The organism is Pseudomonas sp. TH06 (genome assembly GCF_016651305.1).
GTDB lineage: Bacteria > Pseudomonadota > Gammaproteobacteria > Pseudomonadales > Pseudomonadaceae > Aquipseudomonas.
In genome coordinates this window covers 5,012,845-5,036,923 of the sequence record NZ_JAEKEC010000001.1, presented here as the reverse complement: position 1 = coordinate 5,036,923, position 24,079 = coordinate 5,012,845, and the positions used below count along the sequence as shown (strand labels likewise).

Genomic DNA, 24,079 nt, shown 5'->3' with positions numbered 1-24,079 from the left:
AAGCTCTGGGTTCAAGGAATTTCACTCATGAATATGTACATCGATATCGTCGGCGCCTGCAATCTGAGCTGCCCCTCTTGCCCGATGGGAAATTCGGAGAACCTCAATTTCAAGAAATCCATGCAGCTCGACATGTTCCGGGCGATCGTCGAGAAGGCCAAACGTGAAGGCGTTCGCTCCATCTTTCTCTACAACTGGACTGAGCCTCTGGTGCATCCAAAGGTCGGCGAGTTCATCGAGATCATCAATGCTGCGGGCATGAACAGTGGCGTCAGCACTAATCTGAACCTCGCCAAGAATATGGAAAAAGCTTTGTTGGCCGAGCCAGGGTTTTTCCGTATCTCGCTGTCAGGGTTTTACCAGGAGACCTACTCGAAGGGGCATCTTGGGGGCGATATCGAAGTTGTAAAACAGAACATGATCACCCTGAGTGAGCTAGTGCAGCGGCAGGGTCTGAGTACCCAGGTCGAGGTTTATTACCATCGTTATCTGGACAACCTGGAAGAAGAAACGCTGATGCGCGAGTTCAGTGAGCGTCTCGGCTTCGCATTCACTACGGGTTATTCCGTGATGATGCCGCTGGAGAAAGTGCTGGCCATTGTCGAACACGATCCTTCTGTGACCGAAACCGACCACGAAACCCTGAAAAGGCTGGCACTGCCGCCTTACGATGATCTGGTCAATATTGTGCAGCACTTCCACAAGCAAGCGTGCACGCTCAAAGATAACTGGCTGGTGATCGACTGCAACGGCAATACGGTGCTGTGTTGCACGATCTTCAATCAAAGCGAATACCAGGTCGGCAAGTATCTCGACATCGCTGTCGATGAGTTGATGCAGCGTAAAAATACCCAGAAAAACTGCACCGACATGTGCAACCGGTGCGTCAAGAAGGGGATGCACATCTACGCGATGTATCCCGGCAAGGGCGCGCTTGAAAGCCATGCAATCAATCGCATGATCGATTTCCAGCAGCGCAGCATTGCGGGGTTGCCGATTGATAGCAAACAACTCGGCCGGGCCGGTGAAGTCAGTGCCGAAAACTTCGATGAAGATCAATACCTTCAGTTGAACGACGACGTCCGGCAGGCTGTTCGCAACGGCGCTTTCTCCAGTGGCTATCAGCACTACGTGCTTTTTGGACGCCTGGAAGGAAGAGTCGGCGCCGGTGTTTTTTCAGTCGTTTAAACGCCCGTCAGGCTGACTGCAGATGATCCGAAAGCCAAGCGGTAAAACGCTGGGCCAACGGATCATTTTCACTGTCGCGATGGGTCAGCAGCGCCCAGTTCGGACCGCGAATAGTGTCCTCGACCAACGGCAGCAACACGCCGTCAGCCCGCGCCTGACGGCTGAGTAACTGACTCACCAGCGCGATGCCGAGCCCGGAGCAAGCGGCATCGAGCAACAAGCCCGGATCGGAAAAATTCAGGCCCTGATCCTGCTGGCCCACATCGATTCCGGCTTCTACCGCCCAATGGCTCCAGTCCATTTCCCGCTCGCCATGCAAGGTGGTGCGTTGCCCGTCAGGCAGTGCCAGGACGCTCGGATGACAAGCAGGATAGAGGCGATCGGCGTACAGCACCTTGAAGCTGCATTCGGCCTGTGAACTGATGTCATCGCGTACCGCCAGGTCGATCGTCTGGCTGGTCATGTCCGGCACTTCGTCAGTGCTGAAAATCCACAGATCCACCTGCGGATGCTCCCGGCGAAACTCCCCCAGTCGCGGCAACAACCAATGCCTGGCAAACGCCGGAGTGGTGTTGAGCACCAGTTGATTGGGTTTCTGATACTGCCCGAGACGACGAATCCCGACCGCCAATTGCTGCAGCATCGCTTGCGTGGTGCTGAGCAAATCGTTGCCGGCATCGGTAAGTGCCACGCTGCGACCGTTGCGGAAAAACAGCGGTTGTTCCAGATACGCCTCAAGGCTGCGGATCTGCTGACTGATCGCCGACTGCGTGAGGTGCAACTCATCGGCGGCCTTGTGAAAACTGCCGAGCCGGGCGGCGGCTTCAAAGCCGCGCAGCGAGCTGAGAGGGGGCCAGTGTTTGAGCATGATCGATAAGTTCCTCTAATCAGTTGTGCGCTAAATCCATCGTTTGTTTGCCTGTTTGCGCGTCCGTAGCATGGGCTCCGTGAACACAACAGCTTAACTGACGAGGCTTATCATGCAGCACAACGAAAACAAAAACAGCGGTTGGATGATGCCGGCGGAATGGGTGACGCACGCGGCGACGTGGATGGTCTGGCCGCATAATGAGGCACTGTGGCAGTCCGGTTGGCGCGTGACCTTGCCGCTGGTACAGAAGGATTTCGCCGGAGTGGCCAATGCCATCGCCCGCTTCGAACCGGTAAAAATGGTCGTCGATCCCTCGGCGATTGCCAGCGCCAAAGCGTTGTGCGGGCCGAACATCGAGCTGATCCCGTTGGCGGTCAACGACAGTTGGTTCCGTGACTCCGGTCCAAGCTTTGTCTGCCATCCGCAACAAGGGCTGGCCGGTGTCAGCTGGCGCTTCAATGCCTGGGGCGGCAAGTCAGCCCATGACCTGGATGAAAGCGTGGCGCGTCGTGCGCTCAACCATTTGGGCCTGGAATGCTTCGGCACGCCGCTGAGCAACGAAGGCGGGGCGATTCATGTCGATGGCGAGGGCACGTTGATCACCACCGAATCGGTGCTGCTCAACCCCAATCGCAACCCGGGCGTGAGCAAAGCCGAAATGGAAGAAATCTTCAGCCGCCTGCTCGGCGTGAAGAAAACCATCTGGCTGCCGGGCGATCCGGATTACGTCACTGGCGACGTCACGGACGGTCACGTCGACGGCGTTTGTGCCTTTGCCCGGCCCGGTGTGTTGCTGGTCGATGCAACTCACGATCAGGGTTCGGTGTATGCCGAAGTGGCGCGGGAAAACCGTCGCGCACTGGAACTGGCGACTGATGCTCGCGGCCGTAAATTCGAGCTGCTCGAACTGTTTGAAGCCTCCGAAGCGGTCGACAGCGAAGCTGAAGTCTTCTGCGCTTCGTACACCAACTTCTACATCGCCAACGGCGCGATCATCATGCCGGCGTACGGCATCGAGGCCGACAACGTTGCCGCGAAGGTGCTGGAGCAGGCATTCCCCGGGCGCGAAGTGGTGCCGGTGCGCATCAACCATCTGGCCCATGGCGGCGGCGGTGTGCACTGCATTACCCAGCAACAGCCAGCCTGGCCGGTGGAGGGTTGATCGATGTCACTACTGAGCATCGCCACCACCCAGATGCCGTGCACCTGGGATTTGCCGGGCAACCTTGATCAGGCCGAACGTCTGGTGCGGGAGGCTGCGGGGAAGGGCGCGCAAGTCATCCTGTTGCAGGAACTGTTCGCCACGCCGTACTTCTGCATCGAACAAAGCCATAAACACATGGCGCTGGCCGAGGAGTATCGCGACAGCCGTGTACTCGCTCGTTTTGCCGCGCTGGCCCGGGAATTGGGCGTGGTGTTGCCGCTGAGCTGGTTCGAGAAGGCCGGCAACGCCTACTTCAATTCGCTGACCGTGGCCGATGCCGACGGGCGCCTGTCGGGTGTGTATCGCAAGACACACATCCCCAACGCCATCGGTTATCAGGAGAAGGAGTATTTCAGCCCCGGCGACAGCGGTTTCAAAGTCTGGGACACCGCGTTCGGGCGTCTTGGCGTCGGTATCTGCTGGGATCAGTGGTTCCCCGAAACGGCGCGTTGCCTGGCCTTGATGGGCGCTGAAGTGTTGCTCTATCCCACCGCGATCGGTTCGGAACCTGGCTGCGCGGCGCTGGATTCACGCGACCATTGGCAGATGACCATGCGTGGCCACGCCGCCGCCAATCTGCTTCCGGTGGTGGCGTCGAATCGAGTGGGTCGAGAAGTCGCGAGCACCGACCCGAGCCTGCAAATGAGCTTCTACGGCTCGTCGTTCATCAGCGATCACAAGGGCAAATTGCTCGCCGAAGCTGACCGCGACAGTACCGGCGTGCTGCTGCACAGCCTCGATCTGGCAGCCATGCGCGAAGAGCGTTTGGGCTGGGGCATCTACCGCGATCGTCGTCCGGAAATGTATGGGCCGCTGCTGAGTCAGGACGGTCGCCACCTTCATGCACGCTGGAACACTCAAGGGGTTTGATTATGCTTACCCACCACAAACGCTTGCTCGGTGCGATTGGCCTGGCATTGACCTGCTTCATACCGTCGTTGCACGCGGAAGAAAAGACCCTGCGGCTGTACAACTGGGCCGATTATTTCGCCGAAGACACCTTGAGCCGCTTCACCGCCGAAACCGGGATCAAAGTGATCTACGACGTTCTGGATGGCAGCGAAACGTTAGAGGCGAAAATGCTGTCCGGCGGCAGCGGGTATGACCTGATTTTCCCCGGCGACACGGTGGCCGAGCGCTTGATGCGCGCTGGCAGCCTGATGCCGCTGGATCAATCGAAGATCACGGCGATGGACGACATCGAACCCGGTTTGCAGAAGCTGCGCAGCCATTATGAATACTCAAAAAAAGCCACGGTGCCTTACACCTGGGGCACCATCGGCCTGACCTACAACGAAGAGCAGATCAAACAGCGCATGGCCGATGCGCCGGTCAACAGTCTGGACATGCTGTTCAAACCGGAGCTGGCCGCGAAGTTCGCCAACTGCGGCATCTCGATAATCGACTCGCCGGATGAAGTATTGGCCGTTGTGCTCAATTACCTTGGCCGCGATCCGCGCAGCGCCAAACCGGCAGATCTGGCGGCGGCAAATGATTTGCTGATGAAACTGCGGCCGCATATTCGCAAGTTCCAGTCGCAACCGGTGACCGATCTGGTCAACGGCAACCTGTGCCTGTCCCTCGGCTACAGCGGCGACATGACTCAGGCGCAACGCACCTCCGACAGCGCCGGCAAACAGACGAAATTTCAGTATCGAGTGCCCCGCGAAGGCACGACGATATGGATGGACACCATGGCCATTCCGGTAGACGCCAAACACCCGGAATACGCCTACGCGTTCATCAACTTCGTCATGCGTCCGGAGAACATGGCCGCGATCAGTAATGCCACCGGTTACCCGACGTCCAGCGCCAAGGCGCGGGCAGGTGTCGATGCGGTGATGCGTGACAACCCGGACATCTATCTTGATGAAGCGACCTATTCTCGATTGATTGCGGGCAAGGACATTTCCCAGGCCGACATGCGTGCCCGCATGCGCACCTGGACCAAATTCAAAACCGCCACTGGCCAATGATCCACGGCCGGCGAGCCATCGCCGGCCTTCACTGTTACTCAGGAAAACCCACATGACGACACGTCGCGAATTCATCAAACAGGCTTCGGTACTTGCCGGTGTCAGCGCTGCGGTCATGGGCCTCGGTCTGCCGGGCCAGGTGCTGGCAGTCGCGCAAGGACGCTGGTTCATGCCCGACGAGGGCGATAAGCACGAGCGGGCCTATATCGCCTTCGGTGCGCAGGATGCGATCTGGGAAGACTTCACCGAAGACGTCCAGGAAGCCCTCGGCCGCATCGCCCGCGCCATCGCTCGTTATGAACCGGTCACGGTGTTCTGCCGCAAGAACGAGCGCAGCCTCGCCGAAGAGTTTTGCGGCACCAGCAACATCACCTACGTGACTGCAGCGCTGGACGACATCTGGATGCGTGACATCAGCGCCAATTTCGTCATCGACGACAAGGGCGGGCTGGGTGCCGTGGATTTCAACTTCAGCGGTTGGGGCAACAAACAGCAGCACAGCAAAGACGCGAAAATCGCCGCACTGGTGTCTGCCGATGCGCAAGCGACTTATCAGCGCAGCGAACTGGTGGGCGAGGGCGGCGGTATCGAAGTCGATGGCCATGGCACCGGAATCATGACCGAAAGCAGCTGGATCAATAGCAACCGCAACCCCGACTGGAGCAAGGCTGATGTCGAGGCAGAATTGAAGGAGCGTCTGGGTCTGCGCAAAATCATCTGGCTGCCGGGGATCAAGAACAAAGACATCACCGACGCCCACGTCGATTTCTACGCACGCTTCATCAAACCGGGCGTGGTGATCGCCAACCTCGACACCGACCCTGAATCCTACGATCACAAGGTCACACTGGCGCACCTGGAAATCCTCAAGAACGCCACCGACGCCGATGGCCGCAAGCTGCAGATTCATACGATGTCGCCGCCGCTGAAACCGCGCAACACCAAATTCAACAAGAACAATCCGGACTTCGCCGCCGGTTACATCAATTATTTCGTGATCAACGGCGCAATCATCGCCCCGGAATTCGGCGACAAAGCGGCGGACAAAAACGCCTTTGATCTGCTGGCCAAGCTGTATCCGGATCGCGAAATCGTCCAGCTCAACATCGACGCGATTGCCGCGGGTGGCGGCGGAATTCACTGCGTGACCAGTCATCAACCACAGGCGTGATTGACTCTGCGGCGGATCGGGCCAACTATCGGCGGATAACAACATGACCGATGGACCTGACCTTGATCGAACGACGCCAATTCAGCGGAGGCATGAAGGGGAAAAACCTCCGCTATCTGAATGAGCAATCGGCTGACACCCGCATGACGCGCACCGGTTTTCTACTGCTCGAACACTTTTCTTTGCCGGCCTTCACCCAGGCGCTGGACACCATCATCACCGCCAACCTGTTGCGCGCCGAGCTGTTTGCATCGCGCACGTTTGGCTTGAGCGAAGCCGAGGTGATCAGCGATCTGGGCCTGGTCATTCGCCCGGACGCACGGATTGATCTGGCAGCGCTTCAGGAACTGGATTTGCTGGTGGTGTGCGGTGGTTATCGAACCGAGCTGAAGGCAACGGATGAGCTGATCGGTTTGTTGCGGGCGGCGGCGGAGCGGGGCGTGTCCCTCGCCGGTTTGTGGAACGGTGCGTGGTTCCTCGGCCGCGCCGGATTGCTCGATGGCTATCGCTGCGCGATCCACCCGGAACATCGCCCGGCGCTCACCGAAATCGCCAAGTCCACCCAAGTCAGCAGCGAGCCTTACGTGATCGATCGCGACCGGCTCACCGCGTCGAGCCCGTCCGGTGCGTTCCACATGGCGCTGGACTGGATCAAAGGCTTGCACGGCAAGGCTTTGGTCGAGGGGATCGAAGACATTCTGGCGTTCGAGGAGTCGCGCTATCGGCGGATCAAACCGGATGAAAACATCTGCGTCAGTGCGCCGTTGCGTGAAGTTGTGAAGTTGATGGATGCCAATCTGGAGGAACCGCTGGAGCTGGAACAACTGGCGGTTTACGCCGGTCGCTCGCGGCGTCAGTTGGAGCGCTTGTTCAAGGAGCAACTCGGCACTACGCCGCAGCGCTATTACCTGGAGCTGCGCATCACTGAAGCGCGGCGGTTGTTGCAACACACCGAGCTGTCGCAAGTGGAAGTGCTGGTGGCTTGCGGGTTCGTTTCGCCAAGCCATTTCAGCAAGTGCTACAGCTCGTATTTCGGTTATCGCCCATCGAAAGAAAAACGCCTCGTTAAATAACAAGCCGTCCATTAACCCGAGTTCAACACGGTTTCACACGTCGGCGAACCTCCCCCAAACACCCCGGTCAGTCCCCTCTCCCTCCGGGAGAGGGTTAGGGTGAGGGGCTCTGGATTCCTGATTTTGGCCCTCACACCAATGTGCGCAACTTCTTGCGCACTCGAATGTGGATAACCATGTGGACACATCTCTCCAGGCCAAGTAATCCGTTCTGTACAGACGAGTGCGCAACTTCTTGCACAGCACTGCGCAAGAAGTTGCGCACTTTTCTTTGTTTATTTTGGTTTAAGCGACGTAGGAATGCGCTAGGTCCAGCTCAAAGCATTGATCCAAAAGGGGTTCGAAATATCTGGCATGAAGTTTGATAGCTCATCGCCACTCTGATGGGCAATGGTGCCTGTCGAGTGAGTCTTTTTGAGCAAGGAGAGCATCCCCATGGCAACACCAGCGTACATGTCGGTTACCGGCGAAAAACAAGGTCTGATCACTGCCGGCGCATTCACCGCCGACTCCGTTGGCAACACTTACCAGGAAGGTCATGAAGACCAGGTCATGGTTCAGGCATTCACCCACGACGTGATCATCCCGCGTGACCCGCAATCCGGTCAGCCAACCGGTCAGCGCGTGCACAAGCCAGTTGTGATCACCAAGGTCTACGACAAGGCTTCGCCTCTGCTGCAAGCCGCTCTGACTTCGGGCGAGCGCATGAGCGAAATCGTTATCCAGTGGTTCCGTACTTCGGCTCAAGGTACTCAAGAGCACTACTACACCACCAAACTGGAAGACGCGATCATCGTCGCCATCAACAACAAAATGCACAACTGCCAGGACCCAGGCAACTCGCACTTCACCCACCTGGAAGAAGTGCAGTTCACCTACCGCAAAATCACCTGGACCCACGAAGTATCCGGTACTTCGGGTTCCGATGACTGGCGTGCTCCAGTCGTTTAATTACGGCTGATGGTGTTACCGCCTCGGCCGGTTTCGCCGGTCGAGGCACGTTCACGACTTAAAGAATTTTTCGCCACCGGCCCACCAGAGGCTATGGCGCGTTGCAGCACTGCGCGAGGAACAAGGGATGTTCTCACCGGCCAATCAGCCTCATTTCAATCTGACCGTCGATGGCGTCGACAGCGATTTCCAGGTGCTGTCGTTCACCGGTCGAGAGGCACTCAATACCCCCTTCGAGTTCGAACTGGAACTGGTCAGCGAAAAGGCTTCGATCAACCTCGAAAGCGTGCTGCACAAACTGGCGTTTCTTCAGTTGTCGCCGAGCGGTAGCGGCATTCATGGGCTGGTCTACAGCATCGCCCAGGGCGAGGCGGGCAAGCGGCTGACGCGCTACAAAATCTCCCTGCGCCCACAACTGGCGTACCTGGCGCATCGGGTGAATCAGCGCATCTTCCAGCAGATGACCGTGCAGCAGATCATCAGTCAGGTGCTGGAAGAACACGGCATCCTCGCCAGCGATTATCACTTCCAGCTGAGCGCGATCTATCCCGAGCGCATCTACTGCGTGCAGTACGACGAGTCGGACCTCGATTTCATCCAGCGTCTGTGTGAGGAGGAGGGGATTCACTACCACTTCCAGCACACCGCCAGCGGCCACAAACTGACCTTCGGCGATGACCAGACGGTGTTCCCTAAACTGGCGCCGGTGGCCTATCAGCAGGACTCCGGACTGGTCGCCGACAAACCGGTGGTCAAGCGTTTCGGTCTGCGTCTGGCCACCCGCACCAGCCGCACCACGCGCCGCGATTACGACTTCGTCAAACCGAAGATCGAGCTGGAAAGCGACGCCAAAAGCAGCGCCCAACCGGACCTCGAAGATTACGATTACCCGGGCCGTTTCGTCGACCGCGAGCGTGGCAAGCACCTGGCCAATCGCGCCCTGGAACGCCATCGCAGCGACTATCGTCTGGCCGAAGGCAACAGCGATCAACCGATCCTGGTCAGCGGGCATTTCCTCGCCCTGACCGACCACGCCAATCCGACGTGGAATGACCTCTGGCTGCTCACCGAAATCTTCCACGAAGGCAAGCAGCCGCAGGTGCTGGAAGAGTCGGTGACCAGCGACACCACTGACAACAAGGACGATTTTCACCAGGGCTACCGCAACCGCTTCAGCGCGATCCCGTGGGACGTGCCTTACCGCCCACCGCTTGATCACCCGAAACCAAAAGTCCTCGGCACGCAAAGCGCTGTGGTCTGCGGCCCCGAAGGTGAAGAGATCTACTGCGACCAGTACGGCCGGGTGAAGGTGCAGTTCTTCTGGGACCGTGAAGGCAAGCACGACGACATGACCAGTTGCTGGATGCGCGTGGCGTCGAGCTGGGCCGCGGAAACGTTTGGTTCGATCAATATTCCGCGAGTCGGCATGGAAGTGCTGATCACCTTCCTTGAGGGCGATCCCGATCAGCCTTTGATCACCGGTTGCCTGTACCACGGCGCGAATCTGCCGCCGTACAAACTGCCGGATTTCAAGACCCTGGCCACGGTCAAGAGCAAGGAATACAAGGGCAGCCGCGCCAACGAACTGCGCATCGACGACACCACCAGCGAGATCAGCATCGCGCTGCGCAGTGACCACGGTGCGAGTGCGATCAACCTCGGTTATCTGACCCATCCGCGGCCAAGCGGCGGTCAGCCACGCGGCGAAGGTTTTGAACTGCGCACCGATCGCCACGGTGCCGTACGTGCGGCTGCGGGTTTGTTGATCACCACCGAACCGCGCCCGAACGAATCCAAGCACCACAAGGACCTGCCGGAAACCGCCGAGCGGCTCGCTACCGCGAGCGATCAGCAGGATGGCTTCGCCGTTCAAGCCAAAGAGCTTCAGGCTCAGGAAGCGGGCGATCAGGACGACGTTGCCAAAGCGCTGCACGCCCAGCATCAAGGCGTGCTCGGCAGCGGCCCGGCCAACCTCACCGCCAACGAATTCCCGGAATTCACCGAGCCGCATCTGGTCCTCGCCAGCCCGGCCGGCATCGCTTTGACCACGCCGCGCTCCAGCCACATCGCCACGGGCGAACACCTGGCGCTGAGCAGCACCGGGCACACCAGCCTGTCGATCGGCAAACGCCTGCTCGCCAGTGCCAGCCGGGGCATGCGTCTGTTCGTGCAAAGCATGGGTTGGCGTCTGGTCGCGGCGTCCGGCGACATTGATGTGCGGGCACTCAAGGACAGCATCAACCTGCTGGCCAAACTCAACATCACCGCCAACGCAGACCGCATCACCATCACTGCGAAAACCGAGCTGGTGATTCAGGGCGGCGGCAGCGCGACCACCTACAACGCCGGCGGCATCACCCACGCCACCAGCGGCCCGTACACCGCGCACGCGGCGAATTTCGCCTACACCGGGGCGAAAAGTCTGGCCGGTGTATTCCCGGAACCACCGAAACCGGGCAAGGGCAATCTGGAATTGTTCAACCAGTACGCCGGGCGTCAGGGCATCAAAGAAGGCGATTACGAAGTCATCGACGCACTGGGCAAAAGCATCAAGGGCAAGCTCGACGGCAAAGGTTTCGCCAGCGTCGCGGGCGCCGCACCGGGGCCGGCGCGCGTGCTGTTCGGCAAGGACCCGGCGGACACCTGGAGCGATGGCAGCTACATCGGTAAACCGGAATGGCCGTTGAACCCGCCGGGGGCTGAAGAAGTGCCGAGCCAGGTGCAGGCGATGGTCGCACAGGTCTTGCCGAGCAAGAGCTGGGACATCCTGGAAAAGGGCAAGGACATGGCGCAAACAGGGATGAGTGCGATGCAGACCGCCCAAGGTGCGATGCAAACGGCGCAGCAGGTCAAAGGGGTGGTGCAGGGCGGGGTGGCTGGATTGCCGAAACTGGCGAGCGCTGCGATGCCGAGCGCGTCGGGGATTTTGGGGGCGGCGAGCAAGGCCGGCAAGTTGCCGAGTCTGCCATCGGTATCGTTACCCAAAACCGCGATAAAAACGCCGGACCTTGGCTCGTTCTCCAGTCTGCTGCCAGGTGAGGTGCTGTCATGACCACACCAACTCCCGCTGCCGAGAAAAAGCGCGAACCGCAAGTGGCGGTGGTACCGCTCAATACCATCGACATCAAGGATGTCGGACGTGGTGCGGCAAAATTCGATGCCTGGTTGCAATCCATCAGTGGCGGCGTCGTGACGCTTGATCGAGTCAAGAACGTTGCGGGTGCCTTGCCGGTGGTGGGCAACATCATGGCGTTGGTCGATGCGCTCGGCGACATTGTCACTTTGGCCAAAAGCAAACAGCGTCAGGTACTGGACTGGGTCAGTCTGGGCATTAATCTGATCGGTGTGCTTCCGGCACCGCCGACGATGGCTTCAGCGCGAATGACCTTGCGTCCGACACTGTCTCTGGTCCGTCAGGAGTTGCGCAACAGCGCCAAGATGTTGCTGGGGGACTCGCTGATAGAAGTGCTGATCGGCCACTTGAATGCGACCATCGTTGGTACGATCGATGACTTCGTGGAAAAGGCCAAGCCCAAGCTGGCAAGCATACTTGACGACGCCGGCGAGCTTGGCCAAAAAGCAGTAAACGAGATTGCCAAGGGTCTGGAAACCGTGGTCAACGGCAAGCTCGATGCCAAAGGCGACATGAAAGCCGCGAGCGCCAAAATGAGTGCCGCCGGCGGGCAATTGCTACATGACCCGAAGGCCGCCATCGGCAATATATTTGGCGCTGCGTTTAGCGCCTATAAGGCCGCGGGTAAAGGCGTCGCCAACAGTGCGGCGAAGAATCTGCTGCCGGACAGTGCCAAGGCTTTAGTGCTGAGCAACACCTCCATGCTGCGCACGTTGGGCGTGGAGTTGCGCACGCAAATGAAAAAACTCGGTGATCCCGGCGTCCAGCATTCCATCGGCTGGCTGCTGCAGATGTTGGCGGGCGCCGTGGTCACCTGGCGCAAGCGCCGGGCTCACGGTCAGGGAACATCGGTCAAACCCAATGCGACAAGTCAAGCGCGGCATCAGGCGGGTGAGGGCCGGCTGGAGTCGACTAGCCTTCAGGCGCCCGCCACCGCGCACTGCAACGCCTGTAAGAATGGCGTCGCCGCGACCACCACTCGCAGCATCAGTTTTGCCTTGGGTTCGGAAACGTTCAGTCATACCGATTTCAGCCTGCCTGGCCCATTCCCGATTGAATGGATTCGCACCTATAGCTCCCGACTCGACGCTTACGATCAAAGCGAGCTGGGCGCGCGCTGGGTCACCGAGTTCACCGCGCGTTTCGATTGTGTCGATGAAGGCCTTGCCTACCACGCCGCTGACGGTCGGATTCACGCATACCCGCTCCCCAAACCGGGGGAATTTCACCATGACGCCATCGAAGACGTTACCGTCGTTCGCGCGTCTGAAAACCAGATCGTCTTGTGCCGTGGTATCGAACGCCGGGAGACCTACGTGCGGCGAGGTCAGCGATACCTGTTGAGCGGTGTGGTGTTGCGCAACGGCGCGGGGATCATGCTGCATTACGAACACCGGCACGGCGACTTGTCAGTGTTGTCGGACCTGATCACTTATCAGGATGACATCACCAAAGTCCATCGGCATCTGGGCACCATGATCGATGACCAAGGCCGTTTGTCCGGGCTATGGGAAATTTACGATGGTGTGCCGCAGCGTCAGCTTTGCGCCTACCAATATGACGCCAATGGCGATCTTACTCAGGCGCAGGACGAGAACGGCGCGATCAGATCGTACGAGTACCAGTCTCACCTCATTACACGATATGCCGACCGCACCGGTCGCGGCATGAATCTGCAGTGGAACGGCCACGGTGCGGACGCCAAAGCGATTCGCGAGTGGGCGGATGACGGTAGCTTCGATACACGCCTTGAGTGGGACGAAAACATTCGTCTGACCTATGTGATCGATGCGCTTGGCAACGAAACGTGGCACTACTACGACATCCTTGGCTACACGTATCGCGTTCGCCATCCGGACGAGCGTTCAGAGTGGTTCTTCCGTGATGAAGCCAAGAATGTCTTGCGCCACGTTCACCCTGACGGAACCGCGGATCTTTACAGTTACGACGAGCGTGGCAACCGGGTTGAACATATCCGCCCGGATGACTCGGTGGAGCATTACGCCTACGACGATCAAGACCAACTGATCAAGATCATGGACGCGGAAGGCGGAGTCTGGCTGCGTGCCTATGACGATCGCGGCAATCTTGTCGAAGCGGTCGATCCGCTGGGTAACAAGACGGAATACGCCTACAGCCCGTCCGGCCAACCCGTTGCCATCAAGGATGCAATCGGCAACGAAAAAACCCTTGAATACAACGACGCCGATCAACTGATCAAGTACACCGACTGCTCCGGGAAAACCAGTACCTGGGATTACAACGATCGCGGTCAGATGTGCTGCTTTACCGATGCCGCCGGACAAAGCACCGAGTATGACTACCAGGCCGGGCAGTTGGTGCTGATCAAGCATCCGGACCAGACCGAAGAGCGTTTTGAGCGTGATGCCGAAGGGCGCTTGCTGGCCCATGTCGATGCGCTGGAGCGTTGCACAACCTGGCAATACACCGCCGCCGGCCTGATTTCGCAAAGAATGGATGCGGCCGAGCAGACGTTACGATATCGCTGGGATCGCATGGGCCGCTTGCTGACCCTGGAAAACGAGAATGAGCGGGGCGCCCATTTTCGCTATGACCCGATCGGTCGGCTGCTTGAGGAAAGCGGCTTTGACGGGCGCGTGACGCGCTACCGCTATGACCCGGAAACGGGGCGGCTGGCGGACATCATCAACGGCAGTCGACGCATTGGTGTCAGTTTCGACCCGATGGGGCGTCTGATCGAGCGCAGTGCCTATCTGGGGGATCAGTCTCAGAGCGAATCGTACGCGTATGACGGTAACGGCAATTTGACCATGGCCTGTAATGACCAGAGTCGCTTGCAATGGTTCTACGACCCGGCTACCAATCTGGTGCGTGAGCACCAGCATTACCTGGGGCTGGAAACTTCGGCGGTTGCGCTCTGGCAGCATGAATACGATGCCCTCAACCAGCGTATTGCCACGGTTCGCCCGGACGGGCATCGGGTCAGTTGGTTAACCTACGGCAGCGGCCATCTGCTCGGGATGAGGGTGGATGAGCAGGAACTGGTCGGGTACGAACGCGACGACTTGCATCGCGAGGTCGCCCGTCATCAGGGCAACCGGCTGCTGCAAACGCAGAAATGGGACCCGGTCGGACGGTTGCAGGAGCAATTGCTCGTGCGCTCTGATGACAAGTCCACGCTGCTCAAGCGCCAGTACACCTTTGATGCCGTCGGCCAACTGACCGACATCAATGACAGTCGCCGTGGTGCGTTGAGCTACCGATATGACCCTGTCGGCAGACTGCTGGTCGCTGCCAGTCGTCTGGGCACCGAAACCTTTGCCTTTGATCCGGCCGGTAACCTGCTGGACGAACAGGTCAACGAAATACGCCGTCCGCTTGATCAGGACGCTTCGCGCCACAAGGTGCTGGATAACCTGCTGCGCGAATACGCCGGAACGCATTATGAATACGACGAGCGTGGTAACCAGACAGTGCGTTGGCACGATGGCAATCGCGCCTGTTTGCAATGGGACCTTTTCGACCGGTTAGTGCATTTCGAAGATAAACATCTGGCGGTGGATTTCGCCTATGACGCACTGGGAAGGCGTCTGCATAAAAACTCCCGGGCGCATTACACGGCGCGTCCGGAAGCCGGCTCGCAGTGGAACCGTCACGAACAGGCGCGTAAACAGCGCGAGTTCGACTGTGGATTCACGCTTTACGGCTGGGACGGTGACAATCTCGCCTGGGAAAGCAGCCCCGCCGACCTTGAGGGCGGCACCGGGCGCACGGTGCACTATATCTATGAGCCGGGCTCCTTTGTTCCAGTGGCACAGGCCCTTCGACACGCCCCCATCAACCTCATGGAGGTGCCTGAGTATCATGGCGATTACAGCCTGGACGACGATCCGTTGTGGAATCATCAGCCGCGCGTAGAACCCTTCGATGCGGTGCTCTGGTACCAGTGTGATCACTTGGGTACACCGCAGGAGTTGACCGACGAGAGCGGCAATATTGCCTGGAGTGCTCAGTACAAAGCGTGGGGTGTGGCAAGCGAAGAGTACTCGCCATGGGCGCAGCGGCAAGGTGTGCGCAATCCCATTCGTTTTCAAGGGCAGTACCACGATGTTGAAACCGGGCTGCATTACAACCGCTATCGATATTACGATCCGGGCGCTGGACGGTTCATCAGTCAAGATCCGATCGGTTATCTCGGTGGGGTCAATCTCTATTGCTACGCGCCGAACCCGGTGGGATGGACGGACCCTTTCGGGCTCAAGAAACAACCGATACGAGTCGTTAACGGTTGTCCAATCGTCGGCACCGGGCAAAAGACCGGCGGCGTCGGTCATGCCGAACAATCCGAGGCCATTGCCGAGGAGATGGCGAAAAGCGGCCAGTATCAGAAAGTCGGTGTTGATGTCGCCGTTAAAACGGTGACGGGTGTGCCGACAGATCCTCTGACTCGTCCGGACGTGACCGGGCTGCGTCATGACGGTAAGGTGGATATCGTCGAGGTGCCTTCGCCGACTGACCGCTTTGAAAAACTGGACAGTAAAGCGGCTAATACTTTGTCCGCACTGGGCCCTCGAGCCGGTGACTACACAAGAACCAATAGAACGAAGAGACGCTAGATATGAGTCAGCATTACAACTTCTTTGTCGCCCATCTGAAAAAAGAGGCGTTGGTACAACTGTCAGCGGTCAGCCCGTTTCTCAAGGCATGGTTTGCGCAAGCGGGCATGGATATTGATCGCTTTGGCAGCAAATCCGGGAAGGTCGTCAAATTTTCCGAGAAGAACTATGAAAAAACTCTGCAGGCATCCGAGAGCGAAGCGATAGAGTTTTTTTCCGAGCGAATCTGGCCAAAGGATGAATGCGACGAACTGATGAACTGTAATGTCAGTGCAATCTTTTCCCGCAGAAACGGTTTGCTCTTGAGCGTCGCAAACGAGGTCATGAGCCTCGATCAACTGATCGAATCGTTCTGGCGTCTAGAGGGTTTTGCCGAGCTCTTTGAATACCTGTATGCCTACCAGGAAAGCCAGGGGTACGGAACCGGGTTCGGTTTGGGCCATTACACCCCGGACGAGTCGCATCCTTTGATGTGGGAGGGGCGCAGCCAGGTCGGCAAATGGGCAGCGGCCACTCGAAACGCAGTCGATGTTCACTACATCAGGGATGTTTTTGACTACAACGCGTTCAGTGAGGAAAAACTCAATGCCTTGCCAGTGCAAAAGCAAAACGCACTGGAATCGGTGATGGATCGATTCGGTGAGCGCCAACTGCAAAACGGTTGGAATGTCTGGCGCGTGACTGACGCCGATCAGCAAGACGCCAGAAAAGAGCTGATTGCCAGCGATGTGCTTGCCGCCTTCGTTTCTTGATGTTGATGTCGCAATAGCGGCATCCAGCTTGCCCGTCAAAGGAGTGACACCATGAAAGACGCAATTCGCCTCGGCGACTCCACCACCCACGGTGGCAAAGTCCTCGAATCCTTCTCCCGGACCGACCTCAACGGCAAACCCATTGCCGGGCTCGGTCACAAGGTCAGTTGCCCTCTGTGCAAAGGGATATTCCCGATTGCCGAGGGCAGCAGCACCTACACCGTCGACGGTACGCCCATCGCCCTCGACGGCATGAAAACCGCCTGCGGTGCTGCGTTAATTGCAAGCGGCCCGAAAGGGGCAGTGATCAGTTGATCAGTTGACTTCATCTTTGGCCCCATTGCCTCGGTCGAATGCCGAGTATGCGATGCGCCTCACGTTATTTCTGAATTCCAAAGCCTGTTGGCTGGTAAGACGCTCCCATGACGACGAATACCGCTGTCGCAACCAAACGTGAACCCCAAGTTGCCGTTGTTCCTCTGAATCTGATCATGGTCGAAGACGTGGGTCGCAGTGCGGCTCAATTCGATGCCTGGTTGCGAGAGATCAGTGGTGATCTGGTCACCTTGGAGCGCATCAAAACGGTGGCGGGGGCCCTGCCTGTCGTCGGCAACATCATGGCGTTGGTCGATGCGCTGAACGATGTTGTGACGCTTTCGAACAACCCCAAACAAGATCCTCTTAATTGGGTCAGTCTCGGGATCAACTTGATCGGCGTTTTGCCTATGCCGCCGAACATGGCAGCAGCGCGCATGAGCTTGCGACCGACGCTGTTCCTTGTACGCCAGGAAGTCGCCAAGGTCGGAAAGCTGGTCCTGGGCGATGCGTTGATCAACGTCGTGGTCGGTCATTTGAACGCTGACATCGTGGGCGTGATCGATGATTTCGTTAAGCAGGCTCAAGCCAAACTCAAAAACTTGCTCAGTGATGCAGGAGAACTGGGCGAGAAAATTCTCAACGAAATTGCCGTCGGCTTGGAGAGAGTTGTAAACGGACAACTCGACGCCAAAGGTAATTTGAAAGAAGCACAGCAGATGGCAAGCGCTGCCAGTAGGCAGTTGCTCCATGATCCGATGAGCGCAATCAGCAACATTTTTGGCGCTGCGGCGAACGTTTACACAGCGGCCGGCAAAGGCGTCGCCAACAGTGCGGCCGAACATCTCTTGCCAGAGCAAGCGAAGAAGAAGGTTCTTGTTCATACGAAATCGTTGCGCGCCATGGGGCCTGAGTTGCGCACGCAGTTGAACAAGTTGAGTGACCCTGCCGTTCAAAGCTCCATCGGCGCGTTGTTGGTGGTGTTGGCCAGCGCTGTTGCGGCTTGGCGTATGCGCAACGCGCACGGGCAGGGCGGTCACGTAAAACCAGGCACTACCAGTCAGTCCAGACGCATCGCCAGTGACGGCAAGGTGGAAATCAGCCGGGGTGAGTCAAGGCCGAAGTCGCGCCCTAATGACGAAAAAAACGAAGTGTGTCCTGCAACCTGTAAGCGCATCAACTTTGCCATGGGTACGGAGACGTTTGATCACTCGGACTTCAGCTTGCCCGGCGCATTTCCCATTGATTGGACACGCACCTATTGCTCAGACCTTGGCGCCTATGATTCGGGCATTTTGGGAGCGCGCTGGATCACATCGTTTACGACTCGCATCGATGAGCACGACGAAGGCCTGATGTTCCACGATGCAGGCGGTCGAAGTCACACCTATCCGCTACCCAAGATCGGCCAATTCCATTACGACGCGATAGAGAACATTACCCTGCTGCACGTTATCGAGGGTCAGTTACTCCTATGCCGTGGTTTCGAGCGCAAGGAGACCTACAGCCGTCATGGGCACAGTTACGTGCTGGTCAGTGTTGAGTTACGCAATGGCGCTGGAATCATGTTGCATTATGAGCACCGTCACGGGGAAATGCCGGTCTTGTCAGATCTGATCACCTATCAGGAACATGACATCACCAAGGTTCACCGCCACATCGGCACTATGGTCGATGCCTATGGCCGACTGACCGGGCTGTGGGAAATTTGTGATGGTGCCCCGCAGCGTCAGCTATGTGCTTACGAATATGACGGGCAGGGTGACCTGGTTCAGGCGCAGGATGAAAATGGCGCCGCTTGGTGGTACCAGTACGAGTATCACCTGATTACTCGCTACACCGACCGAACCGGGCGCGGCATGAACTTGCAATGGCAGGGCACGGGCACTGATGCAAAAGCCGTGCGTGAATGGGCAGATGACGGGAGCTTTGATACTCGCCTGGAATGGGATGAAAACATTCGTCTGACTTATGTCACCGATGCTCATGGCAATGAGACGTGGCACTACTACGACAGCCTGGGATATACCTATCGCATACGCCATGCGGACGGTCTTTCGGAATGGCTGTTCCGTGATGAGGCCAAGAACGTCGTAAGGCATGTTCATCCCGACGGCACGACAGACCGCTTCATCTACGACGAACGCAGTAATCGACTTGAGCATATTCGTGCCGATAACGGCGTGGTGCACTTCGCCTATGACGATCAGGATCAACTGATCAAGATCTTGGATGCAGAAGGTGGACTTTGGCTGAGAGCTTACGACGACGTTGGGAATTTGATTGAAACGGTCGATCCGCTCGGTAACAAAACCGAGTACGCCTATGACAAGAAAGGTTTGCCGATTGCGATCAAGGACGCTAATGGCAATGAGAAAACGCTTGAGTACAACGATGCCGGACAGTTGCTCAAATATGTCGATTGCTCCGGCAAGACCACTGCATGGGAGTATGACGATCGGGGCCTGATGATCTGTGCAACCGATGCCGCCGGGCAGAGCACCGAGTATGAATACAAGTCTGGACACGTGGCGCTGATCAAGCACCCCGACAAAACGGAAGAGCGTTTTGAACACGATGCGGAAGGTCGGCTGTTGGCGCATGTCGATGGATTGGATCGTTGTACGAACTGGAGCTATACGGCGGCGGGTTTCATCTCTGAACGGGTGGATGCTGCCGAACAGACTTTGCGTTATCGCTGGGATCGCTTGGGACGCTTGCAAGCGTTAGAAAATCAGAATGAGCGCTCGGCACAATTTCTCTATGATCCTGTTGGACGTTTGTTGACTGAGACAGGGTTTGACGGTCGCCTGACTCGGTATCAATACGACATAGCTACCGGGCGCTTGTCGAAGATCGCGATCGGTGAGCGAGTTGTAACGCTTGCTTACGACGAAATGGGGCGTGTGACGGAGCGTCTCGCCACCCTTGGTGATGAGTCTCAGGCGGAACATTACGCTTATGACGGCCGGGGTAAGATGATCCTTGCGAGCAACGCCGACAGTCGTGTGCAGTGGTTCCATGATGCCGCTGGCAATATGGTGCGAGAGCATCAGCATTATCTTGGATTGGAAAAACCACTTGTTGCTGTCTGGCAACATGAATACGACGTGCTCAATCAGCGCGTCGCTACGATTCGCCCTGACGGGCATCGTGTCAGTTGGTTGACCTATGGCAGCGGCCATCTCTTGGCATTGCGTCTTAACGAGCATGAGTTGCTTGGATACGAGCGCGATGACATGCACCGCGAGGTGGCTCGGCATCAAGGCAATCGTTTAGTACAGACTCAGAAATGGGACCCGATTGGGCGGTTGCAGGATCAAGTGCTGGGGCGCAGTGATGACAAGTCGGTTGTGCTCAAGCGTGAATACACTTACGACGCAGCAGGACAACTGAACGAAATCAACGATACGCGTCGTGGTCAGCTGTCGTACCGTTATGATCCGGTCAACAGGTTGCTCAGCGCAGTCAGTCGTTTGGGTGTCGAGACGTTCGACTTTGACCCAGCGGGTAACTTGCTGGATGAGAAGACAGCTGAGCATCGGCGGGCACTCGAGCTGACCCCGGCACGCAGCAAGCTGCTCGATAACCTGCTGCATGAGTACGCCGGCGCTCACTACGAATACGACGAGCGTGGTAATCAGATAAAGCGCTGGCGGGATGGTGCTTCCAGTCAAATGCGTTGGGACCTGCTTGATCGGTTGGTGCATTTTGATGACGGCATACTATCGGTGGAATATGCCTACGATGCACTTGGGCGGCGACTCCTGAAAAACTCCAAGGTGCATTACAAGAAGCGACCGGAAGCAGGCTCACTGTGGAACAGCGCTGAGCAGTCACGTTTGCAGCGAGAGCATGGGTGTGGTTTCACATTGTACGGCTGGGATGGCGATAACCTGGCTTGGGAAAGTCGTGCTGCCCAGCAGGATGGCGAGACGGGGCGCACAATTCACTATGTGTTTGAGCCGGGTACGTTCATTCCGGTTGCTCAGGCCATATCGAATCATTCCATCAATCTGGTGGGGCTACCCAGCTATGGCGACGACTACAGCCTGGAGGAGGATCCGCTTTGGAATCACTCAGCGGTGTCGCCATCCATTGATGTATTGACGTGGTATCAGTGCGACCATCTTGGCACGCCTCAAGAACTGACCGATCAAAACGGTGACCTCGTATGGCGTGCTCAGTACAAGGCTTGGGGAGATATCACAGAGGAGTGGTCGGGATGGGCGAGGCAGCAGGGGATTGCTAACCCTATTCGATTCCAAGGGCAGTACCATGATCATGAAACGGGGCTGCATTACAATCGGCATCGATATTATGATCCATGCGTAGGTCGCTTTATCAGTCAAGACCCAATCAGCTATGCGGGTGGACTGAATCTTTATTTTTATGGGGCTAACCCCGTCCTGCTCATCGACCCTTTAGGTCTCGCAGGTCATAAAATAGGTGCGAATACTGCTGGGCAAGACGTGACGAATCGAGGTGTTCACGTAAATGTAAGCGGGGATGGTTTGCCGCGAGCCGGTGGGCACATCGCCCTCATACCGAATGCTCAAGGAACCCATGTGGTACTTGAACCATCCGACAAGGCAACGCGAGCAATGCCCAACTCTCAATGGGGTAAGGCGTGTGAGTGTGTTTTAAGATACCTCGATAAACCGATGAATGTGGATCGGCTTGCGAAATCCGCACAGGCGGGCATTGATGCAGATCCAAACTCTTCGCGTGTGCCTCAACTGAAACAGGTGGGTACCATTCTAAGTGAGCACCATGCCGCGGGTACGAACCCGGTAGCGCGTAAATAAGGGAATATATGATTTCTACTGATTTTCATCAGCTTGTTGAGTTGTTCATAGAGGGGGCGGGTAACCTTCAGCCAGGTATTTTTGGGTTGAACGGCTTTTCCGAGTCGGATTTCATAAACGCCGATTTTGAACTGATCGGCGATCCGATTGGTTTTCATTCTTTCGAGAAAGCATACGAAGTTCCTTATTTCCGTAGAAAAATAACGGTTGTCTTCAAGCAGTATTTTTTTGCGAGCGAGAGTTTGGGGGGCGGTCTTGGTATTGCAGGTGGGGTAAGGCTGACATCGCTTTTAAGAAAGCAGCCATTTGCTACGTCAACGGGGCAGGTCGATACGAATCGTATGGAGTTCTTTTTCTTCGAAGATAAAAGTGATGGGGCACTGATTTTTGACGAAAAAATCGTAATAAGATTTGACCAGTGGTCCAAGCGTAATTCTTATGTTGTTTCAACAGTAGAATGTGATTTTGATAATGCGCAGTTCAATGACATAGCGAAGAAAGCGGTTCGCGAAACGTTTGAACCGTCCACTTACGATTCGATGATCAGAGATGCAAAGCAACGAGGCTGCTCACGTGCGTTTAACCGTTTGCTTGCAAAGCTTTAACTCGAACGCGTGGTGTTTGTTGAAGCGCAGGCCTGCGTACTGAATGCCGCAGGGCAAATAAAAGTCGGGCTAGCGGAGCAGTACCATCATGCCTAGCCAATCGCCAAACTAGCAGCCGGTCGATCAAAAAATGAGCGAAGGATTTACGACTGACACGCGGCTTAAACAAGATTCTGCAAACACGTTTAACCTACACCAACTGTTACGCCAAAAAGGCTACAAATCCTTGTGCCTTTGCCTACGCATACGCCAGAATCCGCCGGCTTGTGCGCTTACCCCTCGGGCTCTATCGTTGACCTGCCACTGCCCATCAGTGGTCGGGTTTAGTAGCTCGGATAGAATTAGTAAGCGCACGAGTCCCATTCAGTCAGGTAAGTTTTGTCCTGCACTTGATGGCGGTTGTGCGCAGGGCGCTCTCGGGCGCGCCGGTTTTGCTAATTCCACCGGTCTACTAACCTGCGCACAGCTGCCACCCTTCTTTTAGTAGGGAAGGGGCGCGGCCCTACTTTTGGAATTAGATAAATGTTCAAAATAACGCCCAACCCACCAGAAACCGACCCAATCCCCTACGACGCCGCGCTCGAACCTCAGAACATCAAAGAGGCCACAGAACGCGCCATCAACTTCTACCTCAATCCCTCCGCACTGAAGACTTCAATCCCCACCCGCAAGACCGGCAGGATCTACCTCATCGACCCGACGGTGGATGACGAAACGCTGCTCGTCGAGGCGACTGAAACGTTGTCCTCCGCCAGTGACATGGCGCGTGAACTTGCTGATTCGATAGACATTTCGCAGCGTCGAAAGATGCTGATCCTGCAGCAGGTGATCATGCTCAGTGAGCTGGTCGTGGGTCGAGTCCTGGACAACCAGCGCTTGCCGCACTAGTCGCGGTGCAGATGGGTGAGGGGGCGTGCCCCCTCATTGCACGGAAGCGTCCGCGAACGCGGTGCTTCACGCTTTCTATCCAAGGACCTGAACCGGTTCTTGTTGGAGTTTCAGCTGATGTCCAAGACACCCGAACCACCGATCACCGATCCGGCGTCGCCGTACGCGTCGCCCAATTCAAGAAAGCTCCACGAAGCGGCCGAGCGTGCGCTTGATCATTACCTTTTGCCTGCCGCGATCGTGGCAACACCCTACACGCCCAACGCTCTGTTCATGGCCAATCCGCACGCAGACACCGAGTCGTTGCTGACCAATGCTTGCGGGTCGTTGGCGTCCGCCTCGGTCATGCTCGGCAATTTTGCCGGGGCGCTAGAGGGATCAAACCGCCATACCCTGCTGGGCATTGCGCAGGTGGTCATGTTGGGGGAGTTGGCGGTCAACAAAGCGCTGGATCTTGTTGTGCCAACCGAGTAATTACGCACGTTAGTCGGGGTTGAGGGTGTCTGGTCGGGCGTCATCGCGAGCAGGCTCACTCCTACATTTGGA

The 24,079-nt window shown here is 57.2% G+C and carries 16 protein-coding genes; 15 read left to right on the top strand and 1 reads right to left on the bottom strand.

Features of this window, described 5'->3' with window-relative positions; genetic code table 11:
- Window positions 1-27: 27 nt before the first annotated feature.
- Window positions 28-1,188, top strand: a complete 1,161-nt coding sequence (locus tag JFT86_RS22345; protein WP_201233567.1) for a radical SAM protein — start codon at window positions 28-30, stop codon at window positions 1,186-1,188.
- A gap of 7 nt (window positions 1,189-1,195) precedes the next feature.
- On the opposite strand, the gene JFT86_RS22340 is transcribed toward JFT86_RS22345, so the two are convergent.
- The gene (locus JFT86_RS22340) at window positions 1,196-2,056 is read right to left on the bottom strand and encodes a LysR substrate-binding domain-containing protein (protein WP_201238352.1); all 861 of its coding nucleotides are present in this window, start codon (window positions 2,054-2,056) and stop codon (window positions 1,196-1,198) included.
- Window positions 2,057-2,168: 112 nt separating this feature from the next.
- On the opposite strand from JFT86_RS22340, the gene JFT86_RS22335 reads away from it, so the two are divergent.
- The 14 genes from JFT86_RS22335 (at window position 2,169) to JFT86_RS22270 (ending at window position 24,007) form a co-directional block, all read left to right on the top strand.
- Window positions 2,169-3,221: an agmatine deiminase family protein gene (locus JFT86_RS22335; RefSeq protein WP_201238351.1), complete on the top strand. Its 1,053-nt coding sequence runs from the start codon at window positions 2,169-2,171 to the stop codon at window positions 3,219-3,221.
- 3 nt (window positions 3,222-3,224) lie between these two features.
- A complete protein-coding gene (aguB, locus tag JFT86_RS22330; RefSeq protein WP_201238350.1) occupies window positions 3,225-4,133 on the top strand; it encodes an N-carbamoylputrescine amidase in 909 nt (302 codons plus the stop codon).
- A gap of 2 nt (window positions 4,134-4,135) precedes the next feature.
- Entirely contained in the window at window positions 4,136-5,239 is a 1,104-nt protein-coding gene (locus JFT86_RS22325; RefSeq protein ID WP_201238349.1) for an extracellular solute-binding protein, read from the top strand.
- A 52-nt stretch (window positions 5,240-5,291) separates the two neighbouring features.
- Window positions 5,292-6,410, top strand: coding sequence for an agmatine deiminase family protein (locus tag JFT86_RS22320; protein WP_201238348.1), 1,119 nt, complete (start codon window positions 5,292-5,294; stop codon window positions 6,408-6,410).
- A 50-nt stretch (window positions 6,411-6,460) separates the two neighbouring features.
- The gene (locus JFT86_RS22315) at window positions 6,461-7,483 is read left to right on the top strand and encodes a GlxA family transcriptional regulator (protein ID WP_166215938.1); all 1,023 of its coding nucleotides are present in this window, start codon (window positions 6,461-6,463) and stop codon (window positions 7,481-7,483) included.
- 435 nt (window positions 7,484-7,918) lie between these two features.
- Entirely contained in the window at window positions 7,919-8,434 is a 516-nt protein-coding gene (locus JFT86_RS22310; protein ID WP_123593248.1) for an Hcp family type VI secretion system effector, read from the top strand.
- A 127-nt stretch (window positions 8,435-8,561) separates the two neighbouring features.
- Window positions 8,562-11,486: a type VI secretion system tip protein TssI/VgrG gene (gene tssI / locus JFT86_RS22305; protein ID WP_201233562.1), complete on the top strand. Its 2,925-nt coding sequence runs from the start codon at window positions 8,562-8,564 to the stop codon at window positions 11,484-11,486.
- Window positions 11,483-16,165: an RHS repeat-associated core domain-containing protein gene (locus tag JFT86_RS22300; protein WP_201238347.1), complete on the top strand. Its 4,683-nt coding sequence runs from the start codon at window positions 11,483-11,485 to the stop codon at window positions 16,163-16,165. The genes tssI and JFT86_RS22300 overlap by 4 nt, the downstream gene beginning before the upstream one ends.
- Window positions 16,166-16,167: 2 nt before the next feature.
- Window positions 16,168-16,917, top strand: a complete 750-nt coding sequence (locus JFT86_RS22295; RefSeq protein ID WP_201238346.1) for a hypothetical protein — start codon at window positions 16,168-16,170, stop codon at window positions 16,915-16,917.
- A gap of 51 nt (window positions 16,918-16,968) precedes the next feature.
- The gene (locus JFT86_RS22290; RefSeq protein ID WP_201233560.1) at window positions 16,969-17,232 is read left to right on the top strand and encodes a PAAR domain-containing protein; all 264 of its coding nucleotides are present in this window, start codon (window positions 16,969-16,971) and stop codon (window positions 17,230-17,232) included.
- 107 nt (window positions 17,233-17,339) lie between these two features.
- Window positions 17,340-22,040 carry an RHS repeat-associated core domain-containing protein gene (locus tag JFT86_RS22285; protein ID WP_201238345.1) on the top strand — a complete coding sequence of 1,567 codons (4,701 nt, stop codon included), beginning with the start codon at window positions 17,340-17,342 and terminating at the stop codon, window positions 22,038-22,040.
- 8 nt (window positions 22,041-22,048) lie between these two features.
- Complete coding sequence (locus JFT86_RS22280) at window positions 22,049-22,645, top strand: hypothetical protein (protein ID WP_201238344.1); 597 nt, start codon at window positions 22,049-22,051, stop codon at window positions 22,643-22,645.
- 522 nt (window positions 22,646-23,167) lie between these two features.
- Complete coding sequence (locus JFT86_RS22275) at window positions 23,168-23,533, top strand: hypothetical protein (RefSeq protein WP_201238343.1); 366 nt, start codon at window positions 23,168-23,170, stop codon at window positions 23,531-23,533.
- A gap of 117 nt (window positions 23,534-23,650) precedes the next feature.
- Window positions 23,651-24,007, top strand: a complete 357-nt coding sequence (locus tag JFT86_RS22270) for a DUF6124 family protein (protein ID WP_201238342.1) — start codon at window positions 23,651-23,653, stop codon at window positions 24,005-24,007.
- Window positions 24,008-24,079: the final 72 nt, after the last annotated feature.